The 23,912-nt window shown below is 73.6% G+C and carries 25 protein-coding genes; 14 read left to right on the forward strand and 11 right to left on the reverse strand.

The features are described from left to right. Window positions 1-10 precede the first annotated feature (10 nt). Genes ABZ312_RS36280 through ABZ312_RS36290 form a run of 3 tightly spaced genes read right to left on the reverse strand, consistent with a single transcriptional unit; the run spans window position 11 to window position 1,601 of the window. Window positions 11-724 (reverse strand): GvpL/GvpF family gas vesicle protein, encoded by a 714-nt coding sequence (locus ABZ312_RS36280; RefSeq protein WP_500329731.1) that lies wholly within the window; start codon window positions 722-724, stop codon window positions 11-13. Between the two features lie 2 nt (window positions 725-726). Continuing rightward, window positions 727-1,209 (reverse strand): gas vesicle structural protein GvpA, encoded by a 483-nt coding sequence (locus ABZ312_RS36285; RefSeq protein ID WP_500329586.1) that lies wholly within the window; start codon window positions 1,207-1,209, stop codon window positions 727-729. A 29-nt stretch (window positions 1,210-1,238) separates the two neighbouring features. Then, a complete protein-coding gene (locus ABZ312_RS36290; protein WP_500329588.1) occupies window positions 1,239-1,601 on the reverse strand; it encodes a gas vesicle protein GvpO in 363 nt (120 codons plus the stop codon). A gap of 126 nt (window positions 1,602-1,727) precedes the next feature. On the opposite strand from ABZ312_RS36290, the gene ABZ312_RS36295 reads away from it, so the two are divergent. Further along, window positions 1,728-2,471 (forward strand): histone protein, encoded by a 744-nt coding sequence (locus ABZ312_RS36295; protein WP_500329589.1) that lies wholly within the window; start codon window positions 1,728-1,730, stop codon window positions 2,469-2,471. A 336-nt stretch (window positions 2,472-2,807) separates the two neighbouring features. Here the strand turns inward: ABZ312_RS36295 and ABZ312_RS36300 are convergent, their stop codons facing one another. Beyond that, the gene (locus tag ABZ312_RS36300; protein ID WP_500329591.1) at window positions 2,808-3,464 is read right to left on the reverse strand and encodes a class I SAM-dependent methyltransferase; all 657 of its coding nucleotides are present in this window, start codon (window positions 3,462-3,464) and stop codon (window positions 2,808-2,810) included. Window positions 3,465-3,612: 148 nt separating this feature from the next. Between ABZ312_RS36300 and ABZ312_RS36305 the strand changes: the two genes are divergently transcribed. Together ABZ312_RS36305 and ABZ312_RS36310 are read left to right on the forward strand one after the other, a co-directional pair. Then, complete coding sequence (locus tag ABZ312_RS36305) at window positions 3,613-4,779, forward strand: MalY/PatB family protein (RefSeq protein WP_500329593.1); 1,167 nt, start codon at window positions 3,613-3,615, stop codon at window positions 4,777-4,779. Between the two features lie 152 nt (window positions 4,780-4,931). Continuing rightward, entirely contained in the window at window positions 4,932-6,023 is a 1,092-nt protein-coding gene (locus ABZ312_RS36310; RefSeq protein ID WP_500329595.1) for an NAD-dependent epimerase/dehydratase family protein, read from the forward strand. A gap of 43 nt (window positions 6,024-6,066) precedes the next feature. On the opposite strand, the gene ABZ312_RS36315 is transcribed toward ABZ312_RS36310, so the two are convergent. Both ABZ312_RS36315 and ABZ312_RS36320 read right to left on the reverse strand, forming a co-directional pair. Continuing rightward, entirely contained in the window at window positions 6,067-7,035 is a 969-nt protein-coding gene (locus ABZ312_RS36315; protein WP_500329597.1) for a YihY/virulence factor BrkB family protein, read from the reverse strand. Between the two features lie 83 nt (window positions 7,036-7,118). Then, window positions 7,119-7,640 (reverse strand): hypothetical protein, encoded by a 522-nt coding sequence (locus ABZ312_RS36320; RefSeq protein ID WP_500359299.1) that lies wholly within the window; start codon window positions 7,638-7,640, stop codon window positions 7,119-7,121. 100 nt (window positions 7,641-7,740) lie between these two features. Here ABZ312_RS36320 and ABZ312_RS36325 point away from each other — a divergent pair, with 100 nt between their 5' ends. The 5 genes from ABZ312_RS36325 (at window position 7,741) to ABZ312_RS36345 (ending at window position 12,108) form a co-directional block, all read left to right on the forward strand. Then, window positions 7,741-9,222 (forward strand): AlkA N-terminal domain-containing protein, encoded by a 1,482-nt coding sequence (locus ABZ312_RS36325; RefSeq protein WP_500439561.1) that lies wholly within the window; start codon window positions 7,741-7,743, stop codon window positions 9,220-9,222. A gap of 104 nt (window positions 9,223-9,326) precedes the next feature. After that, window positions 9,327-9,842 (forward strand): methylated-DNA--[protein]-cysteine S-methyltransferase, encoded by a 516-nt coding sequence (locus tag ABZ312_RS36330; RefSeq protein ID WP_500329603.1) that lies wholly within the window; start codon window positions 9,327-9,329, stop codon window positions 9,840-9,842. A 66-nt stretch (window positions 9,843-9,908) separates the two neighbouring features. Continuing rightward, window positions 9,909-10,592 (forward strand): 2OG-Fe(II) oxygenase, encoded by a 684-nt coding sequence (locus ABZ312_RS36335; RefSeq protein ID WP_500439562.1) that lies wholly within the window; start codon window positions 9,909-9,911, stop codon window positions 10,590-10,592. Continuing rightward, window positions 10,589-11,425, forward strand: coding sequence for a type 1 periplasmic-binding domain-containing protein (locus ABZ312_RS36340; protein WP_500439563.1), 837 nt, complete (start codon window positions 10,589-10,591; stop codon window positions 11,423-11,425). Before ABZ312_RS36335 ends, ABZ312_RS36340 begins: the two co-directional genes overlap by 4 nt. After that, window positions 11,422-12,108: an alpha-ketoglutarate-dependent dioxygenase AlkB family protein gene (locus tag ABZ312_RS36345; protein WP_500329607.1), complete on the forward strand. Its 687-nt coding sequence runs from the start codon at window positions 11,422-11,424 to the stop codon at window positions 12,106-12,108. Before ABZ312_RS36340 ends, ABZ312_RS36345 begins: the two co-directional genes overlap by 4 nt. Here the strand turns inward: ABZ312_RS36345 and ABZ312_RS36350 are convergent. Next, a complete protein-coding gene (locus ABZ312_RS36350; protein ID WP_500439564.1) occupies window positions 12,062-13,276 on the reverse strand; it encodes an MFS transporter in 1,215 nt (404 codons plus the stop codon). The genes ABZ312_RS36345 and ABZ312_RS36350 overlap by 47 nt on opposite strands. A 74-nt stretch (window positions 13,277-13,350) precedes the next feature. Here ABZ312_RS36350 and ABZ312_RS36355 point away from each other — a divergent pair, with 74 nt between their 5' ends. From ABZ312_RS36355 to ddaH, 3 genes are all read left to right on the forward strand, one after another. Beyond that, the gene (locus ABZ312_RS36355) at window positions 13,351-14,322 is read left to right on the forward strand and encodes a transcriptional regulator (protein WP_500329611.1); all 972 of its coding nucleotides are present in this window, start codon (window positions 13,351-13,353) and stop codon (window positions 14,320-14,322) included. Between the two features lie 17 nt (window positions 14,323-14,339). After that, window positions 14,340-14,843: an Lrp/AsnC family transcriptional regulator gene (locus ABZ312_RS36360; protein ID WP_500329612.1), complete on the forward strand. Its 504-nt coding sequence runs from the start codon at window positions 14,340-14,342 to the stop codon at window positions 14,841-14,843. Between the two features lie 122 nt (window positions 14,844-14,965). After that, complete coding sequence (gene ddaH / locus ABZ312_RS36365; RefSeq protein ID WP_500329614.1) at window positions 14,966-15,802, forward strand: dimethylargininase; 837 nt, start codon at window positions 14,966-14,968, stop codon at window positions 15,800-15,802. Window positions 15,803-15,824: 22 nt separating this feature from the next. Here ddaH and ABZ312_RS36370 read toward each other — a convergent pair whose 3' ends face one another. Together ABZ312_RS36370 and ABZ312_RS36375 are read right to left on the reverse strand one after the other, a co-directional pair. Beyond that, a complete protein-coding gene (locus ABZ312_RS36370) occupies window positions 15,825-16,244 on the reverse strand; it encodes a PaaI family thioesterase (protein WP_500329616.1) in 420 nt (139 codons plus the stop codon). Between the two features lie 35 nt (window positions 16,245-16,279). Further along, window positions 16,280-17,869 carry an MFS transporter gene (locus ABZ312_RS36375; protein ID WP_500359295.1) on the reverse strand — a complete coding sequence of 530 codons (1,590 nt, stop codon included), beginning with the start codon at window positions 17,867-17,869 and terminating at the stop codon, window positions 16,280-16,282. Window positions 17,870-17,970: 101 nt separating this feature from the next. Here ABZ312_RS36375 and ABZ312_RS36380 point away from each other — a divergent pair, with 101 nt between their 5' ends. Continuing rightward, window positions 17,971-18,456, forward strand: a complete 486-nt coding sequence (locus ABZ312_RS36380; protein ID WP_500439565.1) for a winged helix-turn-helix transcriptional regulator — start codon at window positions 17,971-17,973, stop codon at window positions 18,454-18,456. A gap of 63 nt (window positions 18,457-18,519) precedes the next feature. Here the strand turns inward: ABZ312_RS36380 and ABZ312_RS36385 are convergent, their stop codons facing one another. After that, on the reverse strand, window positions 18,520-19,488 hold the full coding sequence (locus ABZ312_RS36385) for an SDR family NAD(P)-dependent oxidoreductase (RefSeq protein WP_500439566.1): 969 nt from the start codon (window positions 19,486-19,488) through the stop codon (window positions 18,520-18,522). Window positions 19,489-19,534: 46 nt separating this feature from the next. Continuing rightward, window positions 19,535-20,563 carry a LacI family DNA-binding transcriptional regulator gene (locus ABZ312_RS36390; RefSeq protein WP_500329733.1) on the reverse strand — a complete coding sequence of 343 codons (1,029 nt, stop codon included), beginning with the start codon at window positions 20,561-20,563 and terminating at the stop codon, window positions 19,535-19,537. Between the two features lie 444 nt (window positions 20,564-21,007). On the opposite strand from ABZ312_RS36390, the gene ABZ312_RS36395 reads away from it, so the two are divergent. Together ABZ312_RS36395 and sthA are read left to right on the forward strand one after the other, a co-directional pair. Further along, the gene (locus ABZ312_RS36395) at window positions 21,008-22,252 is read left to right on the forward strand and encodes a glycoside hydrolase 5 family protein (RefSeq protein WP_500329623.1); all 1,245 of its coding nucleotides are present in this window, start codon (window positions 21,008-21,010) and stop codon (window positions 22,250-22,252) included. A gap of 133 nt (window positions 22,253-22,385) precedes the next feature. Continuing rightward, window positions 22,386-23,789 carry a Si-specific NAD(P)(+) transhydrogenase gene (gene sthA, locus ABZ312_RS36400; protein WP_499509511.1) on the forward strand — a complete coding sequence of 468 codons (1,404 nt, stop codon included), beginning with the start codon at window positions 22,386-22,388 and terminating at the stop codon, window positions 23,787-23,789. The last annotated feature ends 123 nt before the right edge of the window (window positions 23,790-23,912 follow it).

Genomic DNA, 23,912 nt, shown 5'->3' on the forward strand with positions numbered 1-23,912 from the left:
CCACTCCCTCTCACACGAAGCTGTACGGGGGCAGCGGTCCGAGCAGCCGGAAGTCGCACTCCTCGCCCACCTGGTTGGCGAGGCTCAGCTGCGTGGCCAGGAACATCTCCTCCTTGCTGTCGTCCACCAGGAAGGAGACGCTGAGGAAGTCCTGTCCGCCCGGCGGGGAGGCCACGTCGTCCCGGACGAAGGGGCGCAGCGCCTCGACGATGCCCGCCCCGAGGGCCTGCTGGCGGGCCTGCACCTCGTTGGCGAGCAGCTCGCCCAGCATCAGGGGGATGTCGGGGGACGCGGCTCCGCCGCGGATCTCCTCGTTCAGCCGGCGCGCCTCGTCGTTCTCCTCCAGGATCCGGCGCAGCAGGGAGTCCTCGTCCCACGAGACCTTCAGGTGGTACTCGGCGCAGCCCTGCAGGTTCTTCAGCTGCTCCCGGTACTCCACCGCACGGTCCTCCAGCGCGGCCTTCACGGCCTCCTCGTCGGGTGCCGTGAAGCCGAAGCGCAGTGGCAGCACGGCACCGTCGGCCATCAGCCGTTCCTGCACCTCCTGATGGGCGAGCACGTCCCTGCGCCGGGGACGCAGGTCCTCGGGGGCCTCGCTCACGACCGCGGAGAGCTCGGCATTCGTCACCGTGCGCAACTCCTGGCCCGATCCGCCGACGGCCGTGAGGCCGTCCAGGCGCAACGGGTGGTCCTTCGCGGTGATGGAGTAGACGTAGACGGCCATGCTCATTCCCTCTCCCGCCGGGAAGCCCGCCCGGTGCTCCTGCGCCGCGGCTGCCGGGGCTCCTCCTCGTACTCCGCTTCCTCCTCTTCGGGCTCTTCCTCGTACTCGTCCTCCTCCTCGTCCTCGTCGCTCCCGCCCTTCAAGGTGTCGGTCACGGCCTCGACGGCGCCGGACAGGGCACCCTTCGACTTGCCCTTGGCCCCGCCCTCGGTGATCTCACCCACGAGATCGGTGAGCTGGGTGGGCTGCTTTCGCCCGGATTCCAGGTCAAGCCGGTTGCAGGCTTCGGCGAAACGGAGATATGTGTCGACGCTCGCCACGACGATCCGGGCGTCGATCTTGAGGATCTCGATGCCCACCAGGGACACGCGGACGAAGACGTCGATGACGAGCCCCCGGTCCAGGATCAGTTCCAGGACGTCGTAGAGGCTCCCCCCGCCACCACCCCTCGACATGCCGCCCCCGCTCTGCGGCACCACGGTCATGGCGCCTCCCTTCAGCGCCTTGTGTCGGGTCAGGCGCGTCGGTCTATCTGCCCCCGCGTGTAACGGCGTGTCCGCTCGTACGCCACCAGGTCTCCTTCCTCGTCCAACGTCACGTGGTACGTGGCCATCACACTGGTCGTCTGGGGCACGCGCTCCAGTTCCAGGACCTCGACGTCCGCTTCCCAGCCGTCTTCGGTCGGTTTCACCGCGGAAACGGATTCCGGCCTGCGACCGAGGAGTTCGGAGAGTTGCTCGGACGCGGACCGCATGGCCCAGGCCGCCGAACGTTTGCGGGGCCGCCGGGACCGCTCGGCGCTCGAACGCCGTGCCGTGCCTTCGCTCCGGGTGGAGCGCGGGCCCCTTCCGGGGTCGCTCTTGTCGCTTGCGGCCATCCACATCTCCGGCTCTGGAGCGGCGCCACCCCTACAACAAAACGTACTATTTCAGCATATACACCTCACAAGGTGCGCGGCGACGGGTCGCCTCCCGCAGGGCGCAACTCCCGAAGGGAACAAGTGATGAAGGACTCGACCAGGCTCGCTCTGGCTGCCGCGGTAGCGGGCGGCTACGTTCTCGGTCGCACCAAGAAGGGGCGGCTCGCCCTCGGAATGGCGACCTTTCTCGCCGGTCGCCGCGCCGGACTCGATCCGCAACAGTTGGTGACCGAGGGTATTCACAAGCTCAAGGACCTGCCTCAGGTCGCCCAGCTCAAGGAACAGGTGGGCGGAGAACTGATGGACGCCGGGCGCAAGGCGGTCGTCGCCGTCGCGGACCGGAAGCTCGCGGATCTCGCAGGGACCTTGCACGACCGTACGGCCCGCATCGGCAGCAAGAAGGAGAAGCGCGAGGACGAGGAACCGGACGAGGAGGAAGAGGAGTACGGACCGGAGGACGAGGAGGAAGAGGAAGAACCCGAGGAAGAACCCGAGGAAGAGGAAGAGGAAGAGGAACTCGAGGACGAGGAACCCGAGGAGGAAGAAGAGGAGGAAGAAGAGCCGGAGGCGGACGAGCAGGCCCCTCGGCGCCGTCGCCCGGCCAAGCGGCAGGCCCCCAGGCCGCCGGCGCGCAAGACCGCGGCCAAGAAGGCGCCCGCCAAGAGGACCCCCGCCCCCGCCAAGAAGGCACAGCCGGCGAAGAAGTCCGCCGCCAAGAAGACCGCGGCGCCGGCCGGCAAGCGGGGGGCGAAGAAGACCGCAGCACCTGCGAGGAAGTCCGCCGCGAAGAAGACGGCCGCCAAGAAGGCGTCCACACGGCGGAGGTAGCCCTATCGCCATAACAGCACAGGACACCGGTGTGGCACCGGCTGCCGGCCTGGATCGATCGACTGCTGACGGCTCCCTCGGCTTCGTCGGGGCCCGAATGGAGAACCTGGCCGGCGGGCGACAAGGTCTCCACCGGGACAACGAGTTGATGCATCGTCCGGCGCCCTGCACTGACCCACATCGCCCTCAGCTGCCATGCCCAAGGCCGCGGTCGGCGGCTCGACTCCAAGCACTTCCAGCGGTACGTGAGGACGCCCGCCGCTGACGTCCCGTCACTCCGCCCCCACCCACAGTGCCCCGGCGGGCCGTGGTCGGCACGGCCCGCCGCGCGTCGTTTCACCGCTCCAGGCGGCGGATCTCCAGGGTGTTGTCCACACGCGTCGTGGGCCGTCCGTCGGGGTCGTTCTGGACGCGCTCGTGCTCGTCGGTCAGCAGCACCTCCCACTCCTCCTCGGCAAGCTCCAGGCTCCGCAGCACCTCTTCCGGCGTCGGGAAGTGCACCTCAGGGTGCGGCTCGGTCTGCCAGGCCGGGAACCCGGAGTGCCCGACGACGAGCAGCACGCCCCCGGGTGCCACGGCCGCCGCCGCGGCGCGCAGGATGCGCTCGCGCGGCATGTCGTTCGGCGAGTGCAGGAACTGCGCGGAGACCAGGTCGTAGGTTCCCCCGGGGAACGTCTCGGACAGGTCGTGCCGTTGCCAGTCGACGATGCCGTCGGGGATGCCCTCCGCCGTCGCGTGGGCGGCGGCACGCTCCAGGGCGACGCGGGAGATGTCGACGGCGGTGACCCGCCACCCCTGCCGGGCCAGCCAGACCGCGTCGGCGCCCTCGCCGCAGCCCAGGTCGAGCGCGGTACCGGGCTTCAGGCGCCCGACCTCGCGGACCAGGACGTCGTTGGCCTTGCCGCTCCAGACGCGGTCGCTCCCGGCGTACCGGGCGTCCCAGAACTCCGCCTCGGATGCGGCGCCGGTCGCGCTGGTGGTGCCGTCGGTCATGGGTGTCGTCTCCTCCGTGCCGTGGATGTGGACCTGCCCCGACCATGCGGTCCCGCGCACTCGCCGGGCAAGTCTTCTTGCCGGTTCGGCAACACGTCCACCGGCCGCCCACTGCCCCGGCGGCTGACCGGCACCTATGTTTGGTGTCATGGACACCGCGTCGACTGACGACCACCCGCTGCGCCGCCTCACGCTCGACCAGCTCCGGCGCCGGACGAGCATGAAGTGGCGCACCCATCCGGAGGACGTGCTGCCCCTGTGGGTGGCGGAGATGGACGTGCCGCTGGCCGGTCCCGTGGCCCGCGCGCTCACGGAGGCGATCGCGGTCGGCGACACGGGGTATCCGGCGGGCACCGCGTACGCGGAGGCGCTGGCGGACTTCGCCCGTGAGCGGTGGGGCTGGGACGGTCTGGCCGTGGAGCGCGCCTCCATCGTGCCCGACGTGATGCTGGGTGTCGTCGAGATGCTGAAGCTCGTCACGGACCCCGGGGACCCGGTGATCGTCAACTGCCCGGTGTACCCGCCGTTCTACCAGTTCGTGACGCACATGGACCGGCGCGTGGTGGAGACCCCGTTCGGCTCCGGCCTGCGGCTGGATCTCGCGGCGCTTGAGGAGACCTTCGCCCGGTCCACGGCCGGCGGCGGCCGGGCCGCCTACCTGCTGTGCAGCCCGCACAATCCGACCGGCACGGTGCACACCGCCGAGGAGCTGTCCGCGGTGGCGGCGCTGGCCGGGTCGTACGGGGTGCGGGTCGTGGTGGACGAGATCCACGCGCCGCTGGTGACCGCCGAGGCGGCGTTCGTGCCCTACCTGAGCGTGCCCGGCGGCGAGAGCGGCCTGTCGCTGATGTCCGCTTCGAAGGCGTGGAACCTGGCCGGTCTGAAGGCGGCCCTCGCCCTGGCCGGGCCCGCCGCGGCGGACGACCTGGCGCGCATGCCGGAGGAGGTCGGTCACGGACCGAGCCACCTGGGCGTCATCGCCCACACGGCGGCGCTGCGCGACGGCGGCCCATGGCTCGACGCCGTGCTGGACGACCTCGCGCACAACCGGCGGTTGCTCGCGGGGCTGCTGGCCGAGCACCTGCCGTCGGTCGGCTACCGGCCGGCCCCGGGCACCTACCTGGCCTGGCTGGACTGCCGGGAGCTGGGCCTGGACGACGACCCGGCCGCCGCCTTCCTCGCCCGCGGGCGGGTCGCCCTCAGCGCGGGGCCCGACTTCGGCACGGGCGGCGACGGGCACGTACGGCTGAACCTCGCGACGACGCCCGAGGTGCTCACGGAGGCGGTGCGCCGGATGGCGAAGGCGGTCGGCTGACGCCGCGGCCGGGGTCTGAAAGGTCCCTCGCCGGGTAGCCGCCCTGGCAGACCGAGGCACGTCGGACGAGGCCGCCGTCACGCCGGGCAGCGCGGTCCGGCACCGTGCGGTGCCCGGGCGCTCGCGGCGGCCCCAGGGAGGCGAGGAACGTGATGGACGACTCCACGCCCGGGAGCGGCGGCGGCCTGCGCGTCGTCGTCGTAGGGGCGACCGGAAACGTCGGGACGAGCCTGGTGCGGGCGCTCGGCGAGGACCCGGCGGTGGCCGAGATCGTCGGCATCGCCCGCAGGATCCCCGAGGACTGGCAGCCCGCCCGTACCTCGTGGGTGCACGCCGACCTGGGCGACGACAGGACGCGCCTGGTGGAGCACTTCCGCGGTGCCGACGCCGTCGTGCACCTGGCCTGGCTCCTGCAGCCCACCCACGACCCCGCGATCACGTGGCGCACCAACGTCCTGGGCAGCATCCGCGTCTTCGAGGCGGCCGCGGCGGCCGGTGTGCCGGCCCTGGTGCACGCCTCGTCGGTGGCGGCGTACTCGCCCGGCCCGAAGCGCTACCCGGTCGACGAGTCGTGGCCCACGCACGGCTGGCCGGGGGCCGCGTACTGCCGGGAGAAGGCGTACGTCGAGCGCTACCTCGACACCTTCGAGCGGGAGAACCCGCGGCTGCGCGTGGTGCGCATGCGGCCGGGCTTCATCTTCAAACGGGAGTCCGCGGCTCAGCAACGCAGGCTGTTCGCCGGGCCGTTCCTGCCGAACCGGCTCGTACGGCCCCGCCTGGTGCCGGTCGTCCCCGACCTGCGCGGTCTGCGCTTCCAGGCGCTGCACTCCGACGACGCGGCCGAGGCCTACCGGGCGGCGCTGCACCGTCCCGTGCGCGGCGCCTTCAACCTGGCGGCCGATCCACCGCTGGACGCGGGTGAACTCGCCACGCTGCTCGGGGCGCAGGTCGTCCGCATGCCGCGGGGCGCGGTGCGGGCGGCGCTGGCCGGGGCGTGGCGGCTGCACCTGGTGCCGTCGTCGCCCGGCCTGTTCGACGCCGTCGTCAGACTGCCGCTGATGAACACCGCGCGGGCCCGCCGCGAGCTGGGCTGGGAGCCCCGCCACACCGCCACGCAGGCGATCGAGGAGTTCCTCGCGGGTCTGCGCGAGGGCGCGGGCGACACCTCCACCGCCCCACTGGCACCGGGCGGGGCCGGCAGCCGGCTCCATGAGGTCGCGACCGGCGTCGGCTCACGGCCGTGACGGTCCACGGCCGCGACGGCGCGGCGGCCGTGGCGCCGTCCCGTCATCGCCCTTCGTCGGCGTGCAGCCGCTCGGTGTCCTCCGGCTCGGCCTTGGGCACCGTCTCGTCCGGACCGTCGTCCGGGCCTCCGTCCGGCCGTGCCCGCGCCCGTTCGAGCTCGGCGTTGAACTCCAGCCCGAGGAGGACGGCGATGTTCGAGATCCACAACCAGACGAGGAAGACGATGATCGCCGCCAGGCTGCCGTAGAGCCGGTTGTAGTTGCTGAAGTTGGACACGTAAAAGCTGAAGAGGGCGGAGGCGGCGGCCCAGATGGCCACGGCCACAATGCTGCCGGGGCTCACCCATCGGAAGCCGCCGTGCTTCACGTTGGGCGCGGCCCAGTACAGCAGCGCGAGGACCAGGCTGAACAGCACGAGCATCACGGGCCATTTGGCGATCCCCCACACGCCGAGCGCGGGGTCGCCGACTCCCAGCACCTGACCCGTTCTGCGGGCCAGGGCTCCGGTGAGGACCACGCCGAGCGCGATGAGCGCCGTCACCACCAACAACACCACGGGAATGACGAATCGGGCGGCCAGGGTCTTCCACACGGGCCTGCCCTCGTCGATGTCGTAGAGGGCGTTGGCGGCCCTCATGAAGGTCGCCACGTAGGCGGAGGACGACCACACGGCGACCGCGATGCCGACCGCGAGGGCGAGTCCCCCGCGGCCGGCGCCGTGCTGCAACTGCCCGAGCACACCGGTCAGCGTGTCGCGCACCGGTCCGGGCGCGAGTCCGCTCGCGTTGACGATCAGGGGCTTGACGCTGGGGCCGCCCAGCAGACCGACGACCGAGACCATGACGAGGAGGGCGGGGAAGACCGACAGGACGGCGTAGTAGGTCAGCGCCGCGGCCCAGTCGGTCAGGTGGTCCGCCCAGAACTCCTTCACCGTGCGCCGGAGCACCACGCGCCAGGACTCCTGGGGGAGCTCGGTCGGCTTGCTGACGCCGGTCTGCGGGTGGCGGGCCATGCGCGATCACTCCCCTCAGGGCACACGTCCCCCACAGGAAACAATGCAAACCGCCCCATAATGCATGAACGACGCACCGGCCCTCAGTGCTGGAGCGCGACCTTCGCCGCCACGATGACCAGGCCCAGCACCAGGTTCACGATCCCCACCGACACCACCGCCCAGCGGGAGGCGCCCACCCGGATGACGGCCGCACTGGCCCACACGACCTGCTGGACGACGGCTATGGCCAGGGCCAGCCAGGCCGCGCCCTCCAGCCCGAGCCCCAGCAGGGGGCTCACCGCGACCGCCGTCGCGGGCAGCAGCGCGGCCTGCACGATCGGCCACTCGCGGACGCACACCTGGCGGATCTCGTGCCAGGTGACCCTCCCCCCGCGCAACCGGTCGCCGACGAAGCCCGCGTAGACGTGGGCGGCCCAGAACACCAGGCCGGTGCAGATCAGCAGCAGCACCAGTTCCAGGCGCGGGTACGGCCCCGCCGAGCCGGCCCCGGCCACCACCGAGGCGGCCAGCAGCGACCCGTAGACGGCGCCCGTGTAGTTGGCGCGTCCCGTGCCGGGAGCCTCCCGGCCGGCGAGGTCCCGCGGGGCGGAGCCGGCTGTCACCCCTTCAGGATCACCGAGGCGACCCGCCCCCGCACGGCCGTGCCGGGCGGGCCACGCCCGGAACGCGACGTCCGAATCCCGCCAGCGTTCCGCCCCCGCGATGCCGCACAGTGGAGGGGTGACGAACGACGCGACCGACGAGGACAGCAGGTACGAGGCGGTGTGCAGCCGCGACGCGCGCTTCGACGGCGAGTTCTTCTTCGCGGTGACGACGACGGGGATCTACTGCCGCCCGAGTTGCCCGGCGGTCACGCCCAAGCGGCGCAACGTCCGCTTCTTCCGGACGGCGGCGGCCGCCCAGGGGGGCGGTTTCCGGGCCTGCCGGAGGTGCCGTCCGGACGCGGTGCCCGGGTCCGCGGCGTGGAACGCGCGGGCCGACGTGGTGGGCCGTGCGATGCGGCTGATCGGCGACGGCGTCGTCGACCGGGAAGGCGTCGCGGGGCTGGCCGCACGGCTCGGGTACAGCGCGCGGCAGGTGCAACGGCAGCTCAACGCCGAGGTGGGGGCGGGACCGATCGCCCTCGCGCGTGCGCAGCGGGCGCACACCGCCCGGATCCTGCTGCAGACCACGGACCTGCAGGCCGCGGAGATCGCCTTCGCGGCCGGTTTCGCGAGCGTACGGCAGTTCAACGACACCGTCCGCGAGGTGTACGCGCTCACGCCGACCGTGCTGCGGCAGGCGCGCCCCGCCCGGCACGCGGTCGCCGACGCCGCCGCCGGGGTGCCGCTGCGGCTGGCCTACCGGGGGCCGTACGACACCGGGCAGGTCTTCGACTACCTGGCGGCCCGCGCGATCACCGGCGTCGAGGAGATCACGGGGACCCGCGGCCGGCGCGTCTACCGGCGCACCCTGCGACTGCCGCACGGGCCCGCGGTCGCCGAGGTCGAGGAGGCGGCGCCCGGCAGGGGCGGTGACTGGCTCGAGTGCCGGCTGCACCTGACCGGGCTGCGCGACCTGACCACCGGGACACAGCGGGTGCGGCGCCTGTTCGACCTGGACGCCGATCCCTACGCGGTCGCGGAACGGCTGTCCGCGGACCCGTCGATGGGGGCCCTGGCCCGCCCCCGCCCCGGGCTGCGCGCTCCCGGGGCGGCGGACCCGCACGAACTGGCGGTGCGGGCGGTGCTGGGGCAGCAGGTCTCCGTGGCGGCGGGACGCCGGCTCGGCGCGGCCCTGGTCGCCGCCCACGGTGAGCCGCTGGCGGCGCCGAGCGGTGGCCTGACGCATCTGTTCCCCGACGCGGACACCCTCGCCGGGGCGTCGCTGGAGGCGGTCGGGATGCCGCAGGCCCGGCGGGAGACGCTGCGCGGCCTGGCCCGCGCCCTCGCCGCCGGCGAGGTCGTCCTCGACCCGGGCGCGGACCGGGACGGCGCGGAGAAGGACCTGCTCGCGCTGCGCGGCATCGGACCGTGGACGGCCGGCTACATCCGGATGCGCGCCCTGGGCGATCCCGACGTGCTGCTGGAGGGCGACGTCGCCGTGCGCGCGGGGGCCGCGCGTGCCGGTGTGCCGCTGGAGGACGCCGAGGGCTGGCGGCCGTGGCGCACCTACGCGATGCACCTGCTGTGGGGCGCCGGTTGACCGGGAGGCAGCGGGAATGCGACGTCCGATTCCCGCCGGACATCGGTGATGAACCACCGCAGAATCGTAAATGTCACTGAAAGTGCGAGGAAAGGGAAAGACCGATGACGGTCTACACGACGCTCGACAGCCCGCTGGGCGAACTGCTGCTGGTCGGCGAGGAGTCGCCCACCGCTCACGGCGGCACCGCGCTCTCCTCGCTGTCCGTGCCGGACCAGAAGGGCGGCGTCCTCGCGGCGGACCTGGTGGACGGCGCGCGTGCCGACGACGCCGCGTTCACCGAGATCGCCCGCCAGCTGCGGGCGTACTTCGCCGGCGAACTGACCGACTTCGACATCGAGTTCACCACCGCCGGCACCGCCTTCCAGCAGCAGGTGTGGAAGGCCCTGGAGACCATCGGCTACGGCACCACGCTGACCTACGCGGACGTCGCCGACGCGATGGGCATCCCCCGGACCTCGTCGCGCGCGGTCGGCACCGCGATCGGCCGCAATCCGCTGCTCGTCGTCCGTCCCTGCCACCGCGTGCTCGGCGCCAAGGGCGCGATCACCGGCTACGCGGGCGGGGTGGAGCGCAAGCGGCTGCTGCTGGACCTCGAGGCCGGGCACGGTACGGCGTGAGGACGACGGCCATGACCACCACCGGCCGCACCCCCCACGACACCCCTGCCCGAGCGGGTCGACGCCATGGACTGGCCCGCGCTCGCCGCCGGACTCGACGCCCACGGGAGCGCCCTGACGGCCCGTCCGGTCCTCTCCCCCGCAGAGTGCCGGGCCGTCGCCGCGCTCTACGACGAGACCGGGCGGTTCCGCTCGACCGTCGACATGGCACGGCACCGCTTCGGCTCGGGCCAGTACCGCTACTTCGCGTACCCCGTCCCGGAGCCGGTGCGGGCCCTGAGGGCGGCCTTCTACCCGCGGCTGCTGCCGATCGCCCGCGACTGGGCGGCCCGGCTCGGGCAGCCCGCGCCCTGGCCGGACACCCTCGACGCGTGGCTGGACGTGTGCCACGCCGCCGGCCAGACGCGGCCGACCCCGATCCTGCTGCGCTACGGCGCGGGCGACTGGAACGCGCTCCACCGCGACCTGTACGGGGACCTCGTCTTCCCGCTCCAGGTCGTGATCGGGCTCGACGCCCCCGGCGAGGACTACACCGGCGGCGAGTTCCTGATGACGGAGCAGCGGCCGCGGGCGCAGACCCGGGGCTCGTCCACCACCCTCCCCCAGGGCCACGCGCTGGTCTTCACCACCCGCGACCGGCCCGTACGCTCGGCCCGCGGCTGGTCCGCCGGCCCGATGCGGCACGGGGTGAGCACCGTACGCGCCGGCCGCCGCCACACCCTGGGCCTGGTCTTCCACGACGCGGCGTGACCACGTACGTGCTGACCGGCCCGGACGGGCAGCCGTACCGCAGCGCTGTCCCGGGGACGCTCGGCGGGCACCGGCGCGGCCGGCTGTACGGCCGCCTCGACTGCCCGGCCGCCCTGCGAGCGATCGCCCGCGGCGGATACGTGCGGGAGCGGGTGTTCTTCGCGGACGAGGCGACGGCGGTCGCCGCGGGCCACCGGCCCTGCGCCCGCTGCCTGCCCGGACGGTACCGACAATGGAAGGCGACACCGAGGGAGCGGAACGCCGTGATCTACCCCGACGCACCCGCCGCGGCACCGGCCTCGCCGCTGGTCACGCCCGAGGGGATCGCCGTGCTCGACGGCGTGCCGGCGCCGCGGCCGCACACCGGCTCGGAGCTCACCGCCCTGCTCGGCCTGCTCGGTGACGCCCGCCCCCGCCCGCGCGCTGTCGCCGTCGGTCACAGCCGGGACGCCGCCTCTCGTACCGCCGCAGGGGCCTTCGCCGCGGCGTGGCGCGCGTCGGGCGGCACCGTGGTGACCGTCGTGGACTGGCCCGAACGGGCCGCGTCCTGGTTGCGGGCCGCCGGGCGGCTGACCGCGTCGGCGCCGGACGCCTGGGTGGTGGCCGCGGCGCCCGCCGGGTGGGCGCAGCTGGCCCGGCGTCTGCGGCACAGCACACCGTGGGACCCGGCCCGTACGTACGGCTTCGCCTCCCTCGGCGACGCGCGCGTGGTGGCCGCCGCGGGCGCGGAGACGCTCCAGGGCCTGCGCGGCGCGGCCGCCGACGGCGGGACCTGGCGCGTGGACCGGGGCTGGGTGACCGCGGCCGCCCCGGGGACGGGCGGCGCCCGGTGAGCGCGCTCATCCCGCGCCCCCGGCTGCAGGTGGCACCGGGCGCGGTGCACGTGCCGGGCTGGCTCACCCTGGACCAGCAGCGGGAGCTGGTCGTCGCGTGCCGTGCCTGGGCCATGGGCCCGGTCCCGATCCGGCACACCCGCCTCCCCCGCGGCGGGGTGATGTCGGTGCGCACGGTGTGCATCGGCTGGCACTGGCAGCCCTACCGCTACACCCGTACCGCGGACGACGTGAACGGCGCCCGGGTGGCCCCCTTCCCCGACTGGCTGGTGGACCTGGGCCGCCGCGCCCTGGTCGAGGCGTACGAGGACCCCGCGGCGGGTGACGGCTACACCCCGGACACCGCGCTGATCAACTTCTACGACGGCGACGCCAAGCTCGGCATGCACCAGGACAAGGACGAGCGCAGCGCCGCCCCCGTCGTATCGCTGACCATCGGCGACACCTGTGTGTTCCGCTTCGGCAACACCGAGAACCGCAACCGCCCCTACACGGACCTGGAGCTCGCCTCCGGCGACCTGTTCGTCTTCGGCGGCCCGTCCCGCTTCGCCTACCACGCCGTGCCGAAGGTCCACCCGGGCACGGGTGACCCGGCCACCGGTCTCGCCTCCGGCCGGCTGAACATCACGATGCGGGTCACGGGACTGGACGACGGGACGCAGGGGCGGGCGCGGCGGCGGTGACGGCGTCCGCGGGGCCCGGGCACAGGCCCGGGGCCAGCGCCAAGGTGACGGCGACGGAGACCGCGGCCATGACCGTCATCGCGGTGGCCGGGGAGGTGTGCTGGGCGACGGCACCGGCGAGCGCGGCGCCCAGGCCCTGGCAGGCGAGCATGCCCGAGGAGTGCAGTCCGAGGGCGTGACCGCTCAGTTCGTCCGGGGTGAGGGCCATCAGACGCTCCTGCAGCAGCAGGCTCGCCGCGTAGCCGACGGAGGCGACGGCGACGACGGCCGCCGCCAGGGGCAGGCCCGGGTGCAGCGCGAAGAGCAGGTAGGGGGCCGCGAGCAGCAGTCGCAGCGCGGCGCCCGCACGTTCGCGCCACCACGGCGGGACGAACCGGCCGGCCGTCGTGTCGCCGGCCAGCATGCCGCAGGCCGCGGCGGCCAGCAGCAGCCCGGCGTGGTCGGGCGCGTAGGGCACGAAGAGCGACTCGCAGCCGACGATCAGGCCGTTGGGCACCCAGAGCGCGAGGTACACGTAGCGGCGGGGCCGGGCGGACCACAGGAGTACGTTGGTCCGCCAGGTCTCGGCCGCCGAGGGGCGGCCGCCCGCGCGCGGGGGCCTGGGGCGCAGTCCGGTCAGGGCGGCGGCCGCGGCCGCGAGGTAGAGCGCCGCGCCGGCGAGCAGGACCCCGCGGGGGGAGAGTGCGGCCAGCAGCAGGCCGCCGGCGGCGAAGCCGCAGATCTGCATGGTGCCGGTCGCCATGTTCAGCACGGAACGGCCCAGCAGGAAGCCGCCCTTGGGCAGGATCTCGTGGAGCAGTCCGTAGCGCACTCCGCCGCCCAGTGACGCCACCAGGCCCTCGACGGGCAGGATGACGAAGACGGCCCACATCGGCAGACCGGGGACGGCCAGAACGGCGGTGCCCAGGGCGAAGAGCAGGGCGACCGCCGTGAGCGCGGCACGCGGCGGCAGCCGGTCGGCCGCCGACAGCAGCGTCGTCGCGCCCACCACCTGCGCGAGGGACGGGCCGAACATGGCGACGGCGGACAGCAGCGGCGAGCCCGTGGCGTCGTAGACCAGGGTGCTCAGGGCCAGCCCGCTCACCGTCTGCGCCGCGACCTGTCCGGTGGAGACCACGAACAACGGGGTGAACTCCCGTGTGCGGAAGAGTTCTTGGTAAGTGCGCATGGACCTGAGTCTCGGCGGCGGCGCACAGGGCGGTTAATGTTTCGCGCAGACGCGAAAGGTGAGGAGGGCGGCGCATGGGCTGGTGGCTGGTCGACGCGGAGACGCTGGTGGCGAGCCGTTTCGTCGTCTCCCCACTGGCCGAGACCATCGCGGCACTGAAGCTGCTCGACCGGGGCACGGCCGCGCACCCCGGGGAGCGCGCCTGGCTCGACGTTCATTTGGCGGCGTACCGCGAGCGGCTGGCCGCCGACCCGGTGACCGGGCTGCTGGTGCGCGCCGCCCTGGGGCGCACCTGGAACGCGGACTTCCTGACGCCCACGCCCAGCGGCGAGGGCAGTCCGGGATTCGAGGAGGAGCTGAGGCGGATCCGGGAGACCTCGCCGGAGGCCGCCCGTGAGCATCTGGCGGTGTCGCTGGGCAGACCGCTCCCCGAACGGCTGCGCCGCGCGGACCTGCCGGAGCGTGCGGCGGACGTCGTCGCCTGGGTGTGGACGCACACGGTGCTGCCGGACTGGCCGCGCCGCCGGCGGGTCATCGAGGCCGACATCGTGGCGCGTACCGCCCAGTTGGGCCGCGGCGGCTGGGCGGAGGCGCTGGACGACATGCGCCGGGGGATGCGCTGGCTCGGTGAGGGCCGGTTGCAGATCAACACGCGGGAGTACCCGCCGCGCGACCTGTCGGGCGCCCGGCTGATGTTCGTGCCCGTCACCCCGCGCACCGGGTGGGTGTCCTGGGACGAGCACGTACGGTACGCGGTGGTGTACCCGTGCTCGGGGGCGCTGGCCGAGGCGGGGCGGCAGCGGGTCCCCGAGGCCCTGGGCCCGCTGCTCGGTCCGGCGCGGGCCGCGGTCCTGGTGCTGCTCGCGACGCCGATGAGCACGACGCAGCTGGTGGCCCTGACCGGTCAGGGACTGGGCTCGGTGGGGCGTCATCTGAGGGTGCTGCTCGACGCCCGTCTGGTGCGGCGGCGGCGCGCGGGGCGTTCCGTGCTCTACTACCGGACGGAGACCGGCGACGCCCTGGTCGCGGCCCAGCAGGACGGCTGAGGGAAGGAGCACCGGGCATGGTCCACAGACCCGTGCCGTTCGACGAGCTCGACCGCAAGATCGTCGCGGCCCTGATCCTGAACGCCAGGACGAGCTTCGCGGAGATCGGCGCGGACATCGGCCTGTCGGCGACGGCCGTCAAGCGGCGGGTGGACCGGCTGCGCGAGTCCGGGATCATCACGGGTTTCACCGCCACCGTCCGGCCCGCCGCGCTGGGCTGGCGCACGGAGGCGTACGTGGAGGTGTACTGCGAGGGCGCGGCGCCGCCCCGGCGGCTGGCCGAGGTGGTCAGGAACCACCCGGAGATCACGGCGGCCATGACGGTGACGGGCGGCGCGGACGCCCTGCTGCACGTCCGGGCCACCGACGTCGAGCACTTCGAGGAGGTCCTGGAGCGGATCAGGACCGAGCCCTTCATCCGGAAGACGATCAGCTACATGGTGCTGTCGCACCTGCTGCCGGAGAGCCCGGAGGCGGGGGCGGGGCGGTCCGCCGCGGAAAGCGCAACGGACCTGCGCTGACGGGCCCTTCGACGCAGCATCGCTGCGCCTGTGCGCAGCGTCCCGATCTTGTCGCCCGCGGGCTGCGGTTCCTACCGTTGAGTCATCCCCTGGCCGTCCCGCAGGAAGCGGAGGAGTTCGCCGTGCCCGAGAACCGTGTGGCCCGCCCCCGGCGTTACCTGGTCTGCCCGCCCGACCACTTCGACGTGCGCTACGCGATCAACCCCTGGATGCGTGAGGGCGTGCGGGTCGACACCGCGCTCGCCCGGGAGCAGTGGGCCGCGCTGGTGCGGGCCTACCGGGAGCACGGCCACACGGTGGAGTGCGTCGGGCCGGTCGCGGGGCTGCCCGACATGGTGTTCGCCGCCAACTCGGCGCTGGTGGTGGAGGGGCGGGTGTTCGGCTCCTCCTTCCACGCGCCCGAGCGGCGCCCGGAGGCCGACGAGTACGCGGCCTGGTTCAAGGCGGCGGGTTTCGAGGTGCACCGCCCGGAGTCGGTCTGCGAGGGCGAGGGCGACCTGGTGCCGGTCGGCGGGTTCGTCCTGGCGGGTACGGGCTTCCGCACGGTCCGGGCGGCGCACCACGAGGTGCAGGAGTTCTTCGGCGTGCCGACGATCGGCCTGCGGTTGACGGACCCGCGCTTCTACCACCTGGACACCGCGCTGTTCGTCCTGGACGACGGGGCGGGCGGCGGCGAGGCGAACATCGCGTACTACCCGGAGGCCTTCTCCCCCGGCAGCCGTGAGGTGCTGCGCCGGATGTTCCCGGACGCGGTCGTCGCCACCGTGGACGACGCGCTGGCGTTCGGCCTCAACTCGGTGTCGGACGGGCGGCACGTGTTCGTGGCGCCCGCGGCGGCGGGGCTGGTCGAGCAGCTCGCCGGGCGGGGCTACGTGCCCGTCCCCGTCGACCTCACGGAGTTCCACAAGGCCGGCGGGGGCATCAAGTGCTGCACGCAGGAGCTCCGCCCGGCGGTCTGACGTCGCCGGTCCCTGCCCGGGGTCACTGACCGGGCAGGGACCGGTTGAACAGCCGCACCTGCCCACGGGCGACGGTCCGGCCCTCGGCGTCCGTGATCACCACCAGCCACAGCTGCAGGCTCCGGCCCTGCTGCAGGGGTGTGCCGCGGACCTCGAGGCGGCCCTTGACGTACGGGAGCAGGAAGTCGGTCTGGTTGCTCACACCGACGGCGAACCGGCCCTCGGAGCGCACCGCGTGGGAGGCGCCGACGCTCGCCACGCTCTCGATGACGGTGGTGTGGAGGCCGCCGTGGGTGATCCCCCACGGGGTGTGGTGGTCCTCGGTGACCTCCAGGTGGGCGGTGACCTCCTGCGCGCTGATCGCGTCGAAGCGCAGCCCGACGGCGCGCAGGAAGGCTCCGGCGGCCTCCGGGTCGAGGGCGGGGTCGGTCGTCTCCGTCATCGTGGCTCTCCTGTTCGTCCTGGACGTGCGCGGGGTCAGTGGGCCTGCGGAGCGGGACGGTTGGCGATGAGCACGAGGGCCGCGACGGCGGCGACCGCCAGGCCGACGCCCGGGATGAGCACGGCCAGGTGCAGGGCTCCGGTGAAGGCGTCGCCGACGGCCGAGGTGACGGTGTCGCGGAGCGCCGCCGGCAGCGTGGAGCCCTGGTCTCCGGTGCCGACGGCCTGGGTCACCTGGTCGGCGATGCCGGACGGGACGCCCCGGTCGGCGAGTTCGCCGGGCAGCCGGGAGGCGAGGCCGCTGGTCAGCACGGTGCCCGTGACGGTCGCCCCGAGCGTGCCGCCGACCTGGCGGAAGAGGTTGACGGTACCGCTGGCCATGCCGCCGTCGGTGTGCGGCACGCTGATGACGGCCACGGCCGTGCTCGGCGGCAGGACCAGGCCCGCACCGGCCCCGAACATCGCCATCAGCACCGCGAGCACGGGTATGGACGCGGTGGGGGTCTGGGCGGTCATCAGCAGCGCGCCGGCCGCGGCGAGCGCCGCGCCCGCGCCGAGGGTGGCCTTGAAGCCGATCCGGCGTGCGATCCCCGCGGCGACGTAGCTGACCAGCACGTAGGAACCCATGATCGGCAGCAGCAGGAGTCCGGCGTCGAGGATGGACTCGTGCCGGATCCGCTCGAAGTACAGCACCTGGGCGAAGGCGGTGGCCACGAAGGCGTACTGGGCGATCATCGCGACGACGTTGGCCGTGGCGAAGGAGCGGCCGCGGAAGAGCCCGAGCTTCAGCATGGGCGTACGGGTGCGCGCCTCGTGGACGACGAAGACGACGAGCGCCGCGGCCGCGACGGCGAAGGCCGTGATCGCCTTGGCCGTGCCGAAGCCGGTGTGGCCGCCCTCGATCAGGCCGTAGTTCAGCGCGCCAATGGACGCGACCGCGAGCACCAGGCCCGGCGGGTCGAGGTGGCGTCCGGCCTGCCGGCTCTCGGTGACGAAACGGGGCGTGAGGACCAGCACCAGGACGGCGAGGACCACGTTGACCAGGAACACCGCGTGCCAGGACCAGTGCTCCAGGATCAGCCCGGCGGCCACGGGGCCGAAGGCGAGGCCGATGCCGGACACGGCGACCCAGATGCCGACGGCCCGGGTGCGGGCGTGCGGCTCGGCGAACATGTGCGTCACCAGGGACAGGCTGTTCGGCAGGATCGCGGCGCCGCCGAGGCCCATGAGGGCCTGGCCGGCGATGACGCCCGCGGCGCCGGAGGCCAGTGAGGTGACCAGGCTGCCCGCGCCGAGCAGCAGCATGCCGAGGGCGAACACGCGACGACGGCCGAAGCGGTCGCCGACGGTGCCGGCGGCGAGCACGAAGCTGGCGACCATCATCGAGTAGATGCCGGCGATCCACACGAACGCCGCACCCGACACCCGGAGGTCCTGTTGGAGCGGGGCGAGGACCGCGACGGTCTGGGTGATGTTCACGAACATCGCCATCTGGCCGAGGCTCGCGACGACGAAGCCGATCCAGCGCTTCCTCGACTCCCCCGCGTCCGGTGTCCTCGCGGTGGTCCTTGCTGTGGTCGCACCCACGGTCACGGCCTTGGCCGCGGCGGCGCTCGTGCTCGTCATGAACGGTTCCCTCCTGAGCTGAGTCCGCATTTCGAACCTAGCTGCGCAGCGAACGCTACCAGCCCTGAGTTCTTTCCGCGAACTCAGGTAGGATCCGGACCATGGAATACCTCGACCAGGACGTCTCCAACTGCTCCGTCGGCCGCGCCATCGGCCTCGTGGGCGACTCCTGGGTGCTGCTGGTCCTTCGCGAGGTCACCCGTGGGGTCAGGCGTTTCAGCGACATCCAGGAGCACCTGGGCGTGTCCCGCTCGGTGCTGACCGACCGGCTGAACGGCCTGGTCACCCAGGGGCTGCTCGAGCAGCGCGCGTACCGGGAGCCCGGCGCCCGGAGCCGCTCCGAGTACGTGCTCACCGAGAAGGGCCGCGACCTGTACCCGCTGATCACCGCCCTGCGGCAATGGGGCGACAAGTACCTCGCCGACCCCGAGGGGCCCTCCCTCCTGACCACCCACCACGGCTGCGGCGCGCCCGTCCGGGCCCGGCTGGTCTGCGACGAGGGCCATGTGGTCGACGCCCCGGAAGAGGTCGACCGCCGCCCCGGCCCCAGCGCCCGGCCCCGCCCCACCGCGGGCGCGACGGCCTGAGACCGGCCGCGCGGCGCCCGGGGCGGGGGGCGGGGGCGTGCAGGCGCCCGGGGCGGGGGGCGTTCAGGCGCCCGCGTCGAACGCGTCGACGCCGGTCAGCTCCGCGGACAGCCGCCACAGGCGCGCGGCCTGCTCGGGGTCGGTGGCGTGGTCGCGCACCCCTCCGGTGAGCCCGTCCACGCCCTCGGTCAGGCGTTCCGCCACGTCGCAGTCCTCGCAGTAGAGACCGCCCCTGCCGGCGAGCATCGGTGACGTGGCGGCCCAGACCTGGGTCGCCGCGCCCTGCTGCGGTGTCTTGAGCGCCGGATCGGCGGGGTTGCCCTCCGCGTCGATCCAGCCCGCGGCGACCCTCTCCTCCAGCGGGACGTGACGCGCCAGGTCCGTGAGGATCACGCCCGGGTGCACCGAGAACGCCCGTACACCCCGCTCCCTGCCCAGCCGGTCCAGCTCGACGGCGAACAGCGCGTTCGCCGTCTTCGCCTGCCCGTACGCCGCCCACTTGTCGTAACCGCGCTCGAACATGACGTCGTCCCAGCGGATGCCCGAAAGCTGATGGCCCTGCGAGGACACCGAGACCACGCGCCCACCGCGCCTGGCGAGCGCCGGCCACAGCCGGTTGACCAGGGCATGGTGCCCGAGGTGGTTGGTGGCGAACTGCGCCTCCCAGCCCGGGCCCACCCGCGTCTCCGGGCAGGCCATGATCCCGGCGTTGCCGATCAGCAGGTCGATGCCGCGGCCGGAGGCGAGGAAGCGCTCGGAGAAGTCGCGGACGCTGTCGAGGTCGGCGAGGTCGAGCGCGTCGGCCTCCGTCCCGCCGATCCCCGCGAGGGCCTTCCCGGCCGCTTCGGGACGCCGGGCGGCCACTACGACGTGGGCGCCCGCGCCGGCGAGGGCGCGTGTGGTCTCCCGTCCGAGGCCCGCATGACCACCGGTGACGACGGCGAGCTTCCCGGTGAGGTCGATCCCGCGCAGCACCTCCCGCGCGGTCGTGCGGGCACCGAATCCGGTTCCGATCCTGGTCTGAGCTGTCATGCCCCCCATGCTGGGAGCTGGTGTGCGCTCCAGGGCAAGTGCCCGCTCAGCCGCGCGGCGGCGCCGTGCTGTCGCGGACGACGAGTGCCGGCGTCGGCTGGGCCACGTCGCGGGCCGGGCGGCCGCCGAGCAGGCAGACCAGTTCCTGCGCCGCACGCCGCCCGAAGGCCGTCGCGTCGCGGTCCAGGGCGGTCAGGCGCGGATGCGTGGCCCGGCAGAGCGCCGAGTCCTCCCAGGCGACCACCGACAGGTCGCGCGGTACGGACAGGCCCATGCCGAGCGCCACACCGGCGCCCGCGACCGCCATCACGTCGTTGTCGTAGATGATCGCCGTGGGCGGCTCGGGTCCGGCCAGCGCGAGGCGGGTGGCCTCGGCGCCCTGGCCCTCGGAGTAGTCGGTGGTGACCGAGCGGACACCGGACATCCCCCGGCGCGCGGCCCCCGCCCGCAGCGAGCCGATGCGGCGCGTGGTGTGCGCCAGGCCGGCCAGGCCCGCGACGTGGACGACACGGTGGTGGCCCAGCCCCGCCAGGTGGTCGACGATCGCGCCCATGGCAGCCGCGTCGTCCACCCGGACGGTGGAGATCACCGGGTACGGGACCGGCTCGTGCGGTTCACGGTCGACGTCGCGGCCGCCGACCACCACGGCGGGCAGGCCCAGGGCGTCCAGGAGGACCGGCCGGGGATCGCCGATCCGCGGGTCCACGACGATGACCCCGTCGACCCGCTGTTCGGCCCACCACCTGCGGTAGACCGCGCACTCCTCCTCGGCGTCCGCCACCACCCGGAAGAGCAGGCCGAGGTGGCGTTCCGACAGCACCTCCTGGATGCCCGAGACGAGCTGGAGGAAGAACGACTCGATGCCCAGCGAGCTCGCCGGGCGGGCGAGCACCAGGCCCACGGTGGCGGCGCCCTCCCCCGACAGGGCCCGCGCGGCGGTGCTGGCCCGCCAGCCGAGCTGGTCGGCGACCCGGCGCACACGCCTGCGGGTGGTCTCGGAGACCCCGGGGCGGTCGTTGAGGGCGAAGGACACGGCGCTCTCGGAGACGCCCGCCCGCCGGGCGATGTCCTTCATCGTGGGGCGCCGGGCGGGGACGCGGCGGCCGGTCCGGGCAGCGGGCGGCGGCTCCACCGGTGGCTCGTGCGCCGCGATCGTGGGCCCCCTCGGATCGTCCGCCTGACGTCGTACGCGCCGGGCCCGGGCGGCGCGACGCGGGGACCAGTATCCCCCAGCCTGGGAGGGTCGGGTACTAAAGCGCTTGAGCGGCACGGCCCTAAAGCGCATTAGCGCTGACGCCCGAATTCCTCTCGCATTCCGTTGACCTGTGGCTTCACGGCCCCAAGACGTAGGCGTAAGAGCCGAGTTGACTTTCCCGGAGCGCGGTGTCACCTTGTCGTGGGCGCCGGCGGCGACTCCCCCAGCCGCGCCGATCACGGGACGGACATCCCCCGACCGCCCCGCGACCACCGGTTCCGCCGCCGCGCGCCCACCCCAGCTCGTACGATCACGGGAACCGCCATGACACCGCGCTTCGGCGTCAACTACACGCCCAGTCAGGGCTGGTTCCACCACTGGCTCGACTTCGACCTCGACGCCGTCCGCGCCGATCTGGACTCCATCGCCCGCCTCGGCCTGGACCACATCCGGGTCTTCCCGCTGTGGCCGCTGTTCCAGCCCAACCGCACCCTGATCCGGCCGCGCGCCGTGGAGCAGTTGGTCGCACTGGTCGACGCCGCAGCCGAGCACGGCCTGGACGTCAACGTGGACGGGCTGCAGGGCCACCTGTCCAGCTTCGACTTCCTGCCCTCCTGGACGGCCACCTGGCACCGCAGGAACATCTTCACCGACCCGGACGTCGTCGCCGCCGAGGCCGAGTACCTGCGCACGCTCGCCGCAGCGCTCGCCGACCGGCCCAACTTCCTCGGCATGACCGTGGGCAACGAGATCAACCAGTTCTCCGGCCCGCCGCACCCGGACCCGGACCCCATCGGCCCGGCCGAAGCGGAGGCCTGGCTGCGCCTGATGCTCGACGCGTGCGAGCGCGGCGCCCCCGGCAAGCTCCACCTGCACGCCGAGTACGACGCCGCCTGGTACCAGGACGACCACGCCTTCACCCCCGCGCAGGCCGCCCGCCTCGGCTTCGCCACCGCCGTCCACTCCTGGGTCTTCAACGGAACGGCCCAGCGCCACGGCCACGCGGGCGTGGCCACCGAGCACCACGCCGCGTACCTGATCGAGCTGTCGAAGGCCTGGGCCACCGATCCCCACCGCCCGGTCTGGCTCCAGGAGGTCGGCGCCCCCGCGCCGGTGGTGCCGCCCGAGCACGCGGCGGCCTTCGCCACCGCCACCGTCGCGGGCGCCCTGGACTGCGAGGACGTGTGGGGGGTGACCTGGTGGTGCTCGCACGACGTCGCCCGGTCCCTCGCCGACTTCCCCGAACTCGAGTACACCCTCGGGCTCCTCACCAACGACCGCGAGGTCAAGCCGGCGGGCACCGCCGTTGCCCGCGCCGTGGCGGAGCTGCGCGACCGCGGGTACGCGCCGCGGCCGCGGACGACCGCGCTCGTCGTCGACGTGGGCGACACCCTGACGGCGCCCCACCGGTCCGGATGCGCCCCCGGCGGCGAGGTGTTCGAGGCGTGGGCCGCGCTGACCGCCCGGGGCGTACGGCCCACCGTGGTGCTCGCCGACCGGGCAGCGGACGCGGCGCACCTGGCCGCCCGCGGCATCACCGAGGTCGTCACGCCCGCCCAGGCTCGCTGAGCCCCCCGTGCCCCGTCCCCCGGCGGGCCCCCGGGCACGGGTCCCGCACCCGTGCCCGGGGACCCGGGGACGCCACCGGCCGCATCGCCGACAGCCCTTTCCCGGGGACGCCGTGGCCTGACAGACTCGTCCGGTGACCGAATTCGACCTGCTCGTCATCGGATCCGGCCCGGGTGGCCAGAAGGCCGCCATCGCCGCGGCCAAGCTGGGCCGCCGGGTCGCCGTCGTCGACCGCCCCGACATGGTCGGCGGGGTCTCCATCCACTCCGGCACCATCCCGTCGAAGACGCTACGCGAGGCCGTGCTCTACCTGACCGGGCTCACCCAGCGGGACCTGTACGGCCAGAGCTACCGCCTCAAGGAGGACATCACCATCGCGGACCTCACCGCGCGCACCCAGCACGTGGTGAGCCGCGAGGTGGACGTGATCCGCAGTCAGCTCTCCCGCAACCGCGTCACCATGCTCACCGGGACCGGCCGCTTCATGGACGACCACACGGTCGCCGTGGAGGACCCCTCCGGCCGCGAGGTGCTGGTCACCGCCGGGAACATCGTCATCGCCACCGGGACGCGCCCGGCCCGCCCGTCGACCGTGGAGTTCGACGACCGCACGGTGATGGACTCCGACAGCGTGCTCAACCTGGACCGGGTACCGCGCTCCATGGTCATCGTCGGCGCCGGCGTCATCGGCATCGAGTACGCCTCGATGTTCGCCGCGCTGGGCAGCAAGGTGACGGTGGTCGAACAGCGCGACGGGATGCTGGACTTCTGCGACGTCGAGGTGGTCGAGGCGCTCAAGTACCACCTGCGGGACCTCGCCGTCACCTTCCGCTTCGGCGAGACGGTGGCGGCCGTGGAGCGGCATGCGACGGGCGCGCTGACCGTCCTGCAGAGCGGGAAGAAGATCCCCGCGGACGCCGTCATGTACTCGGCCGGGCGGCAGGGCCTCACCGACGCCCTCGACCTCGGCAAGGCGGGCCTGACCGCCGACAAGCGGGGCCGGATATCGGTGGACGAGCACTACCGCACCTCCGTGCCGCACATCTACGCCGTCGGCGACGTCATCGGCTTCCCGGCGCTCGCGGCCACCTCCATGGAGCAGGGCAGGCTCGCCGCGTACCACGCCTGCGGCGAACCGGTGAACGCGATGCACGGCCTGCAGCCCATCGGCATCTACACGATCCCGGAGATCAGCTTCGTCGGCCGTACGGAGGACCAGCTCACCGACGACAACGTGCCCTTCGAGGTGGGCATCTCGCGCTACCGAGAGCTGGCCCGCGGCCAGATCATCGGCGACTCGCACGGCATGCTGAAGCTGCTGGTGTCCACGGAGGACCGCACGCTGCTCGGCGTCCACTGCTTCGGCACCGGCGCCACCGAGCTGTTGCACATCGGCCAGGCGGTGATGGGCTGCGGCGGCACGGTCGACTACCTGGTCGACGCCGTGTTCAACTACCCGACCCTCGCCGAGTCGTACAAGGTGGCCGCCCTCGACGCCACCAACAAGCTCCGCCAGATCAACCGCCTCACCGGCTGACGCCGGGCCGTCGCGTGCGGGGGGGCCCCGGCGGGGGGGCCCCCCCCCCCGGACCCCCCCCGGGGGGGGGGGACTGGGGGGTTGGGGTGTGGACACGGGTGTAGTTAGGGTACCCGGGCGGAA

The sequence above is a fragment of the Streptomyces sp. NPDC006207 genome (assembly GCF_040613835.1).
Taxonomy (GTDB): domain Bacteria; phylum Actinomycetota; class Actinomycetes; order Streptomycetales; family Streptomycetaceae; genus Actinacidiphila.

Excerpts from the sequence above, each read along its gene's own strand:
- ABZ312_RS36325 (WP_500439561.1), top strand. The coding sequence starts at position 7,741 with ATGCCGCACAGTGGAGGGGTGACGAACGACGCGACCGACGAGGACAGC.
- ABZ312_RS36380 (WP_500439565.1), top strand. The coding sequence starts at position 17,971 with ATGGAATACCTCGACCAGGACGTCTCCAACTGCTCCGTCGGCCGCGCC.
- ABZ312_RS36360 (WP_500329612.1), top strand. The coding sequence starts at position 14,340 with ATGGTCCACAGACCCGTGCCGTTCGACGAGCTCGACCGCAAGATCGTC.
- ABZ312_RS36385 (WP_500439566.1), bottom strand. The coding sequence starts at position 19,488 with ATGACAGCTCAGACCAGGATCGGAACCGGATTCGGTGCCCGCACGACC.
- ABZ312_RS36305 (WP_500329593.1), top strand. The coding sequence starts at position 3,613 with ATGGACACCGCGTCGACTGACGACCACCCGCTGCGCCGCCTCACGCTC.
- ABZ312_RS36315 (WP_500329597.1), bottom strand. The coding sequence starts at position 7,035 with ATGGCCCGCCACCCGCAGACCGGCGTCAGCAAGCCGACCGAGCTCCCC.
- ABZ312_RS36330 (WP_500329603.1), top strand. The coding sequence starts at position 9,327 with ATGACGGTCTACACGACGCTCGACAGCCCGCTGGGCGAACTGCTGCTG.
- ABZ312_RS36350 (WP_500439564.1), bottom strand. The coding sequence starts at position 13,276 with ATGCGCACTTACCAAGAACTCTTCCGCACACGGGAGTTCACCCCGTTG.
- ABZ312_RS36290 (WP_500329588.1), bottom strand. The coding sequence starts at position 1,601 with ATGGCCGCAAGCGACAAGAGCGACCCCGGAAGGGGCCCGCGCTCCACC.
- ABZ312_RS36285 (WP_500329586.1), bottom strand. The coding sequence starts at position 1,209 with ATGACCGTGGTGCCGCAGAGCGGGGGCGGCATGTCGAGGGGTGGTGGC.
- ABZ312_RS36375 (WP_500359295.1), bottom strand. The coding sequence starts at position 17,869 with ATGACGAGCACGAGCGCCGCCGCGGCCAAGGCCGTGACCGTGGGTGCG.
- ABZ312_RS36370 (WP_500329616.1), bottom strand. The coding sequence starts at position 16,244 with ATGACGGAGACGACCGACCCCGCCCTCGACCCGGAGGCCGCCGGAGCC.
- ABZ312_RS36335 (WP_500439562.1), top strand. The coding sequence starts at position 9,909 with ATGGACTGGCCCGCGCTCGCCGCCGGACTCGACGCCCACGGGAGCGCC.
- ABZ312_RS36390 (WP_500329733.1), bottom strand. The coding sequence starts at position 20,563 with ATGAAGGACATCGCCCGGCGGGCGGGCGTCTCCGAGAGCGCCGTGTCC.
- ABZ312_RS36310 (WP_500329595.1), top strand. The coding sequence starts at position 4,932 with ATGGACGACTCCACGCCCGGGAGCGGCGGCGGCCTGCGCGTCGTCGTC.
- ABZ312_RS36295 (WP_500329589.1), top strand. The coding sequence starts at position 1,728 with ATGAAGGACTCGACCAGGCTCGCTCTGGCTGCCGCGGTAGCGGGCGGC.
- ABZ312_RS36355 (WP_500329611.1), top strand. The coding sequence starts at position 13,351 with ATGGGCTGGTGGCTGGTCGACGCGGAGACGCTGGTGGCGAGCCGTTTC.
- ABZ312_RS36280 (WP_500329731.1), bottom strand. The coding sequence starts at position 724 with ATGGCCGTCTACGTCTACTCCATCACCGCGAAGGACCACCCGTTGCGC.
- ABZ312_RS36395 (WP_500329623.1), top strand. The coding sequence starts at position 21,008 with ATGACACCGCGCTTCGGCGTCAACTACACGCCCAGTCAGGGCTGGTTC.
- ABZ312_RS36300 (WP_500329591.1), bottom strand. The coding sequence starts at position 3,464 with ATGACCGACGGCACCACCAGCGCGACCGGCGCCGCATCCGAGGCGGAG.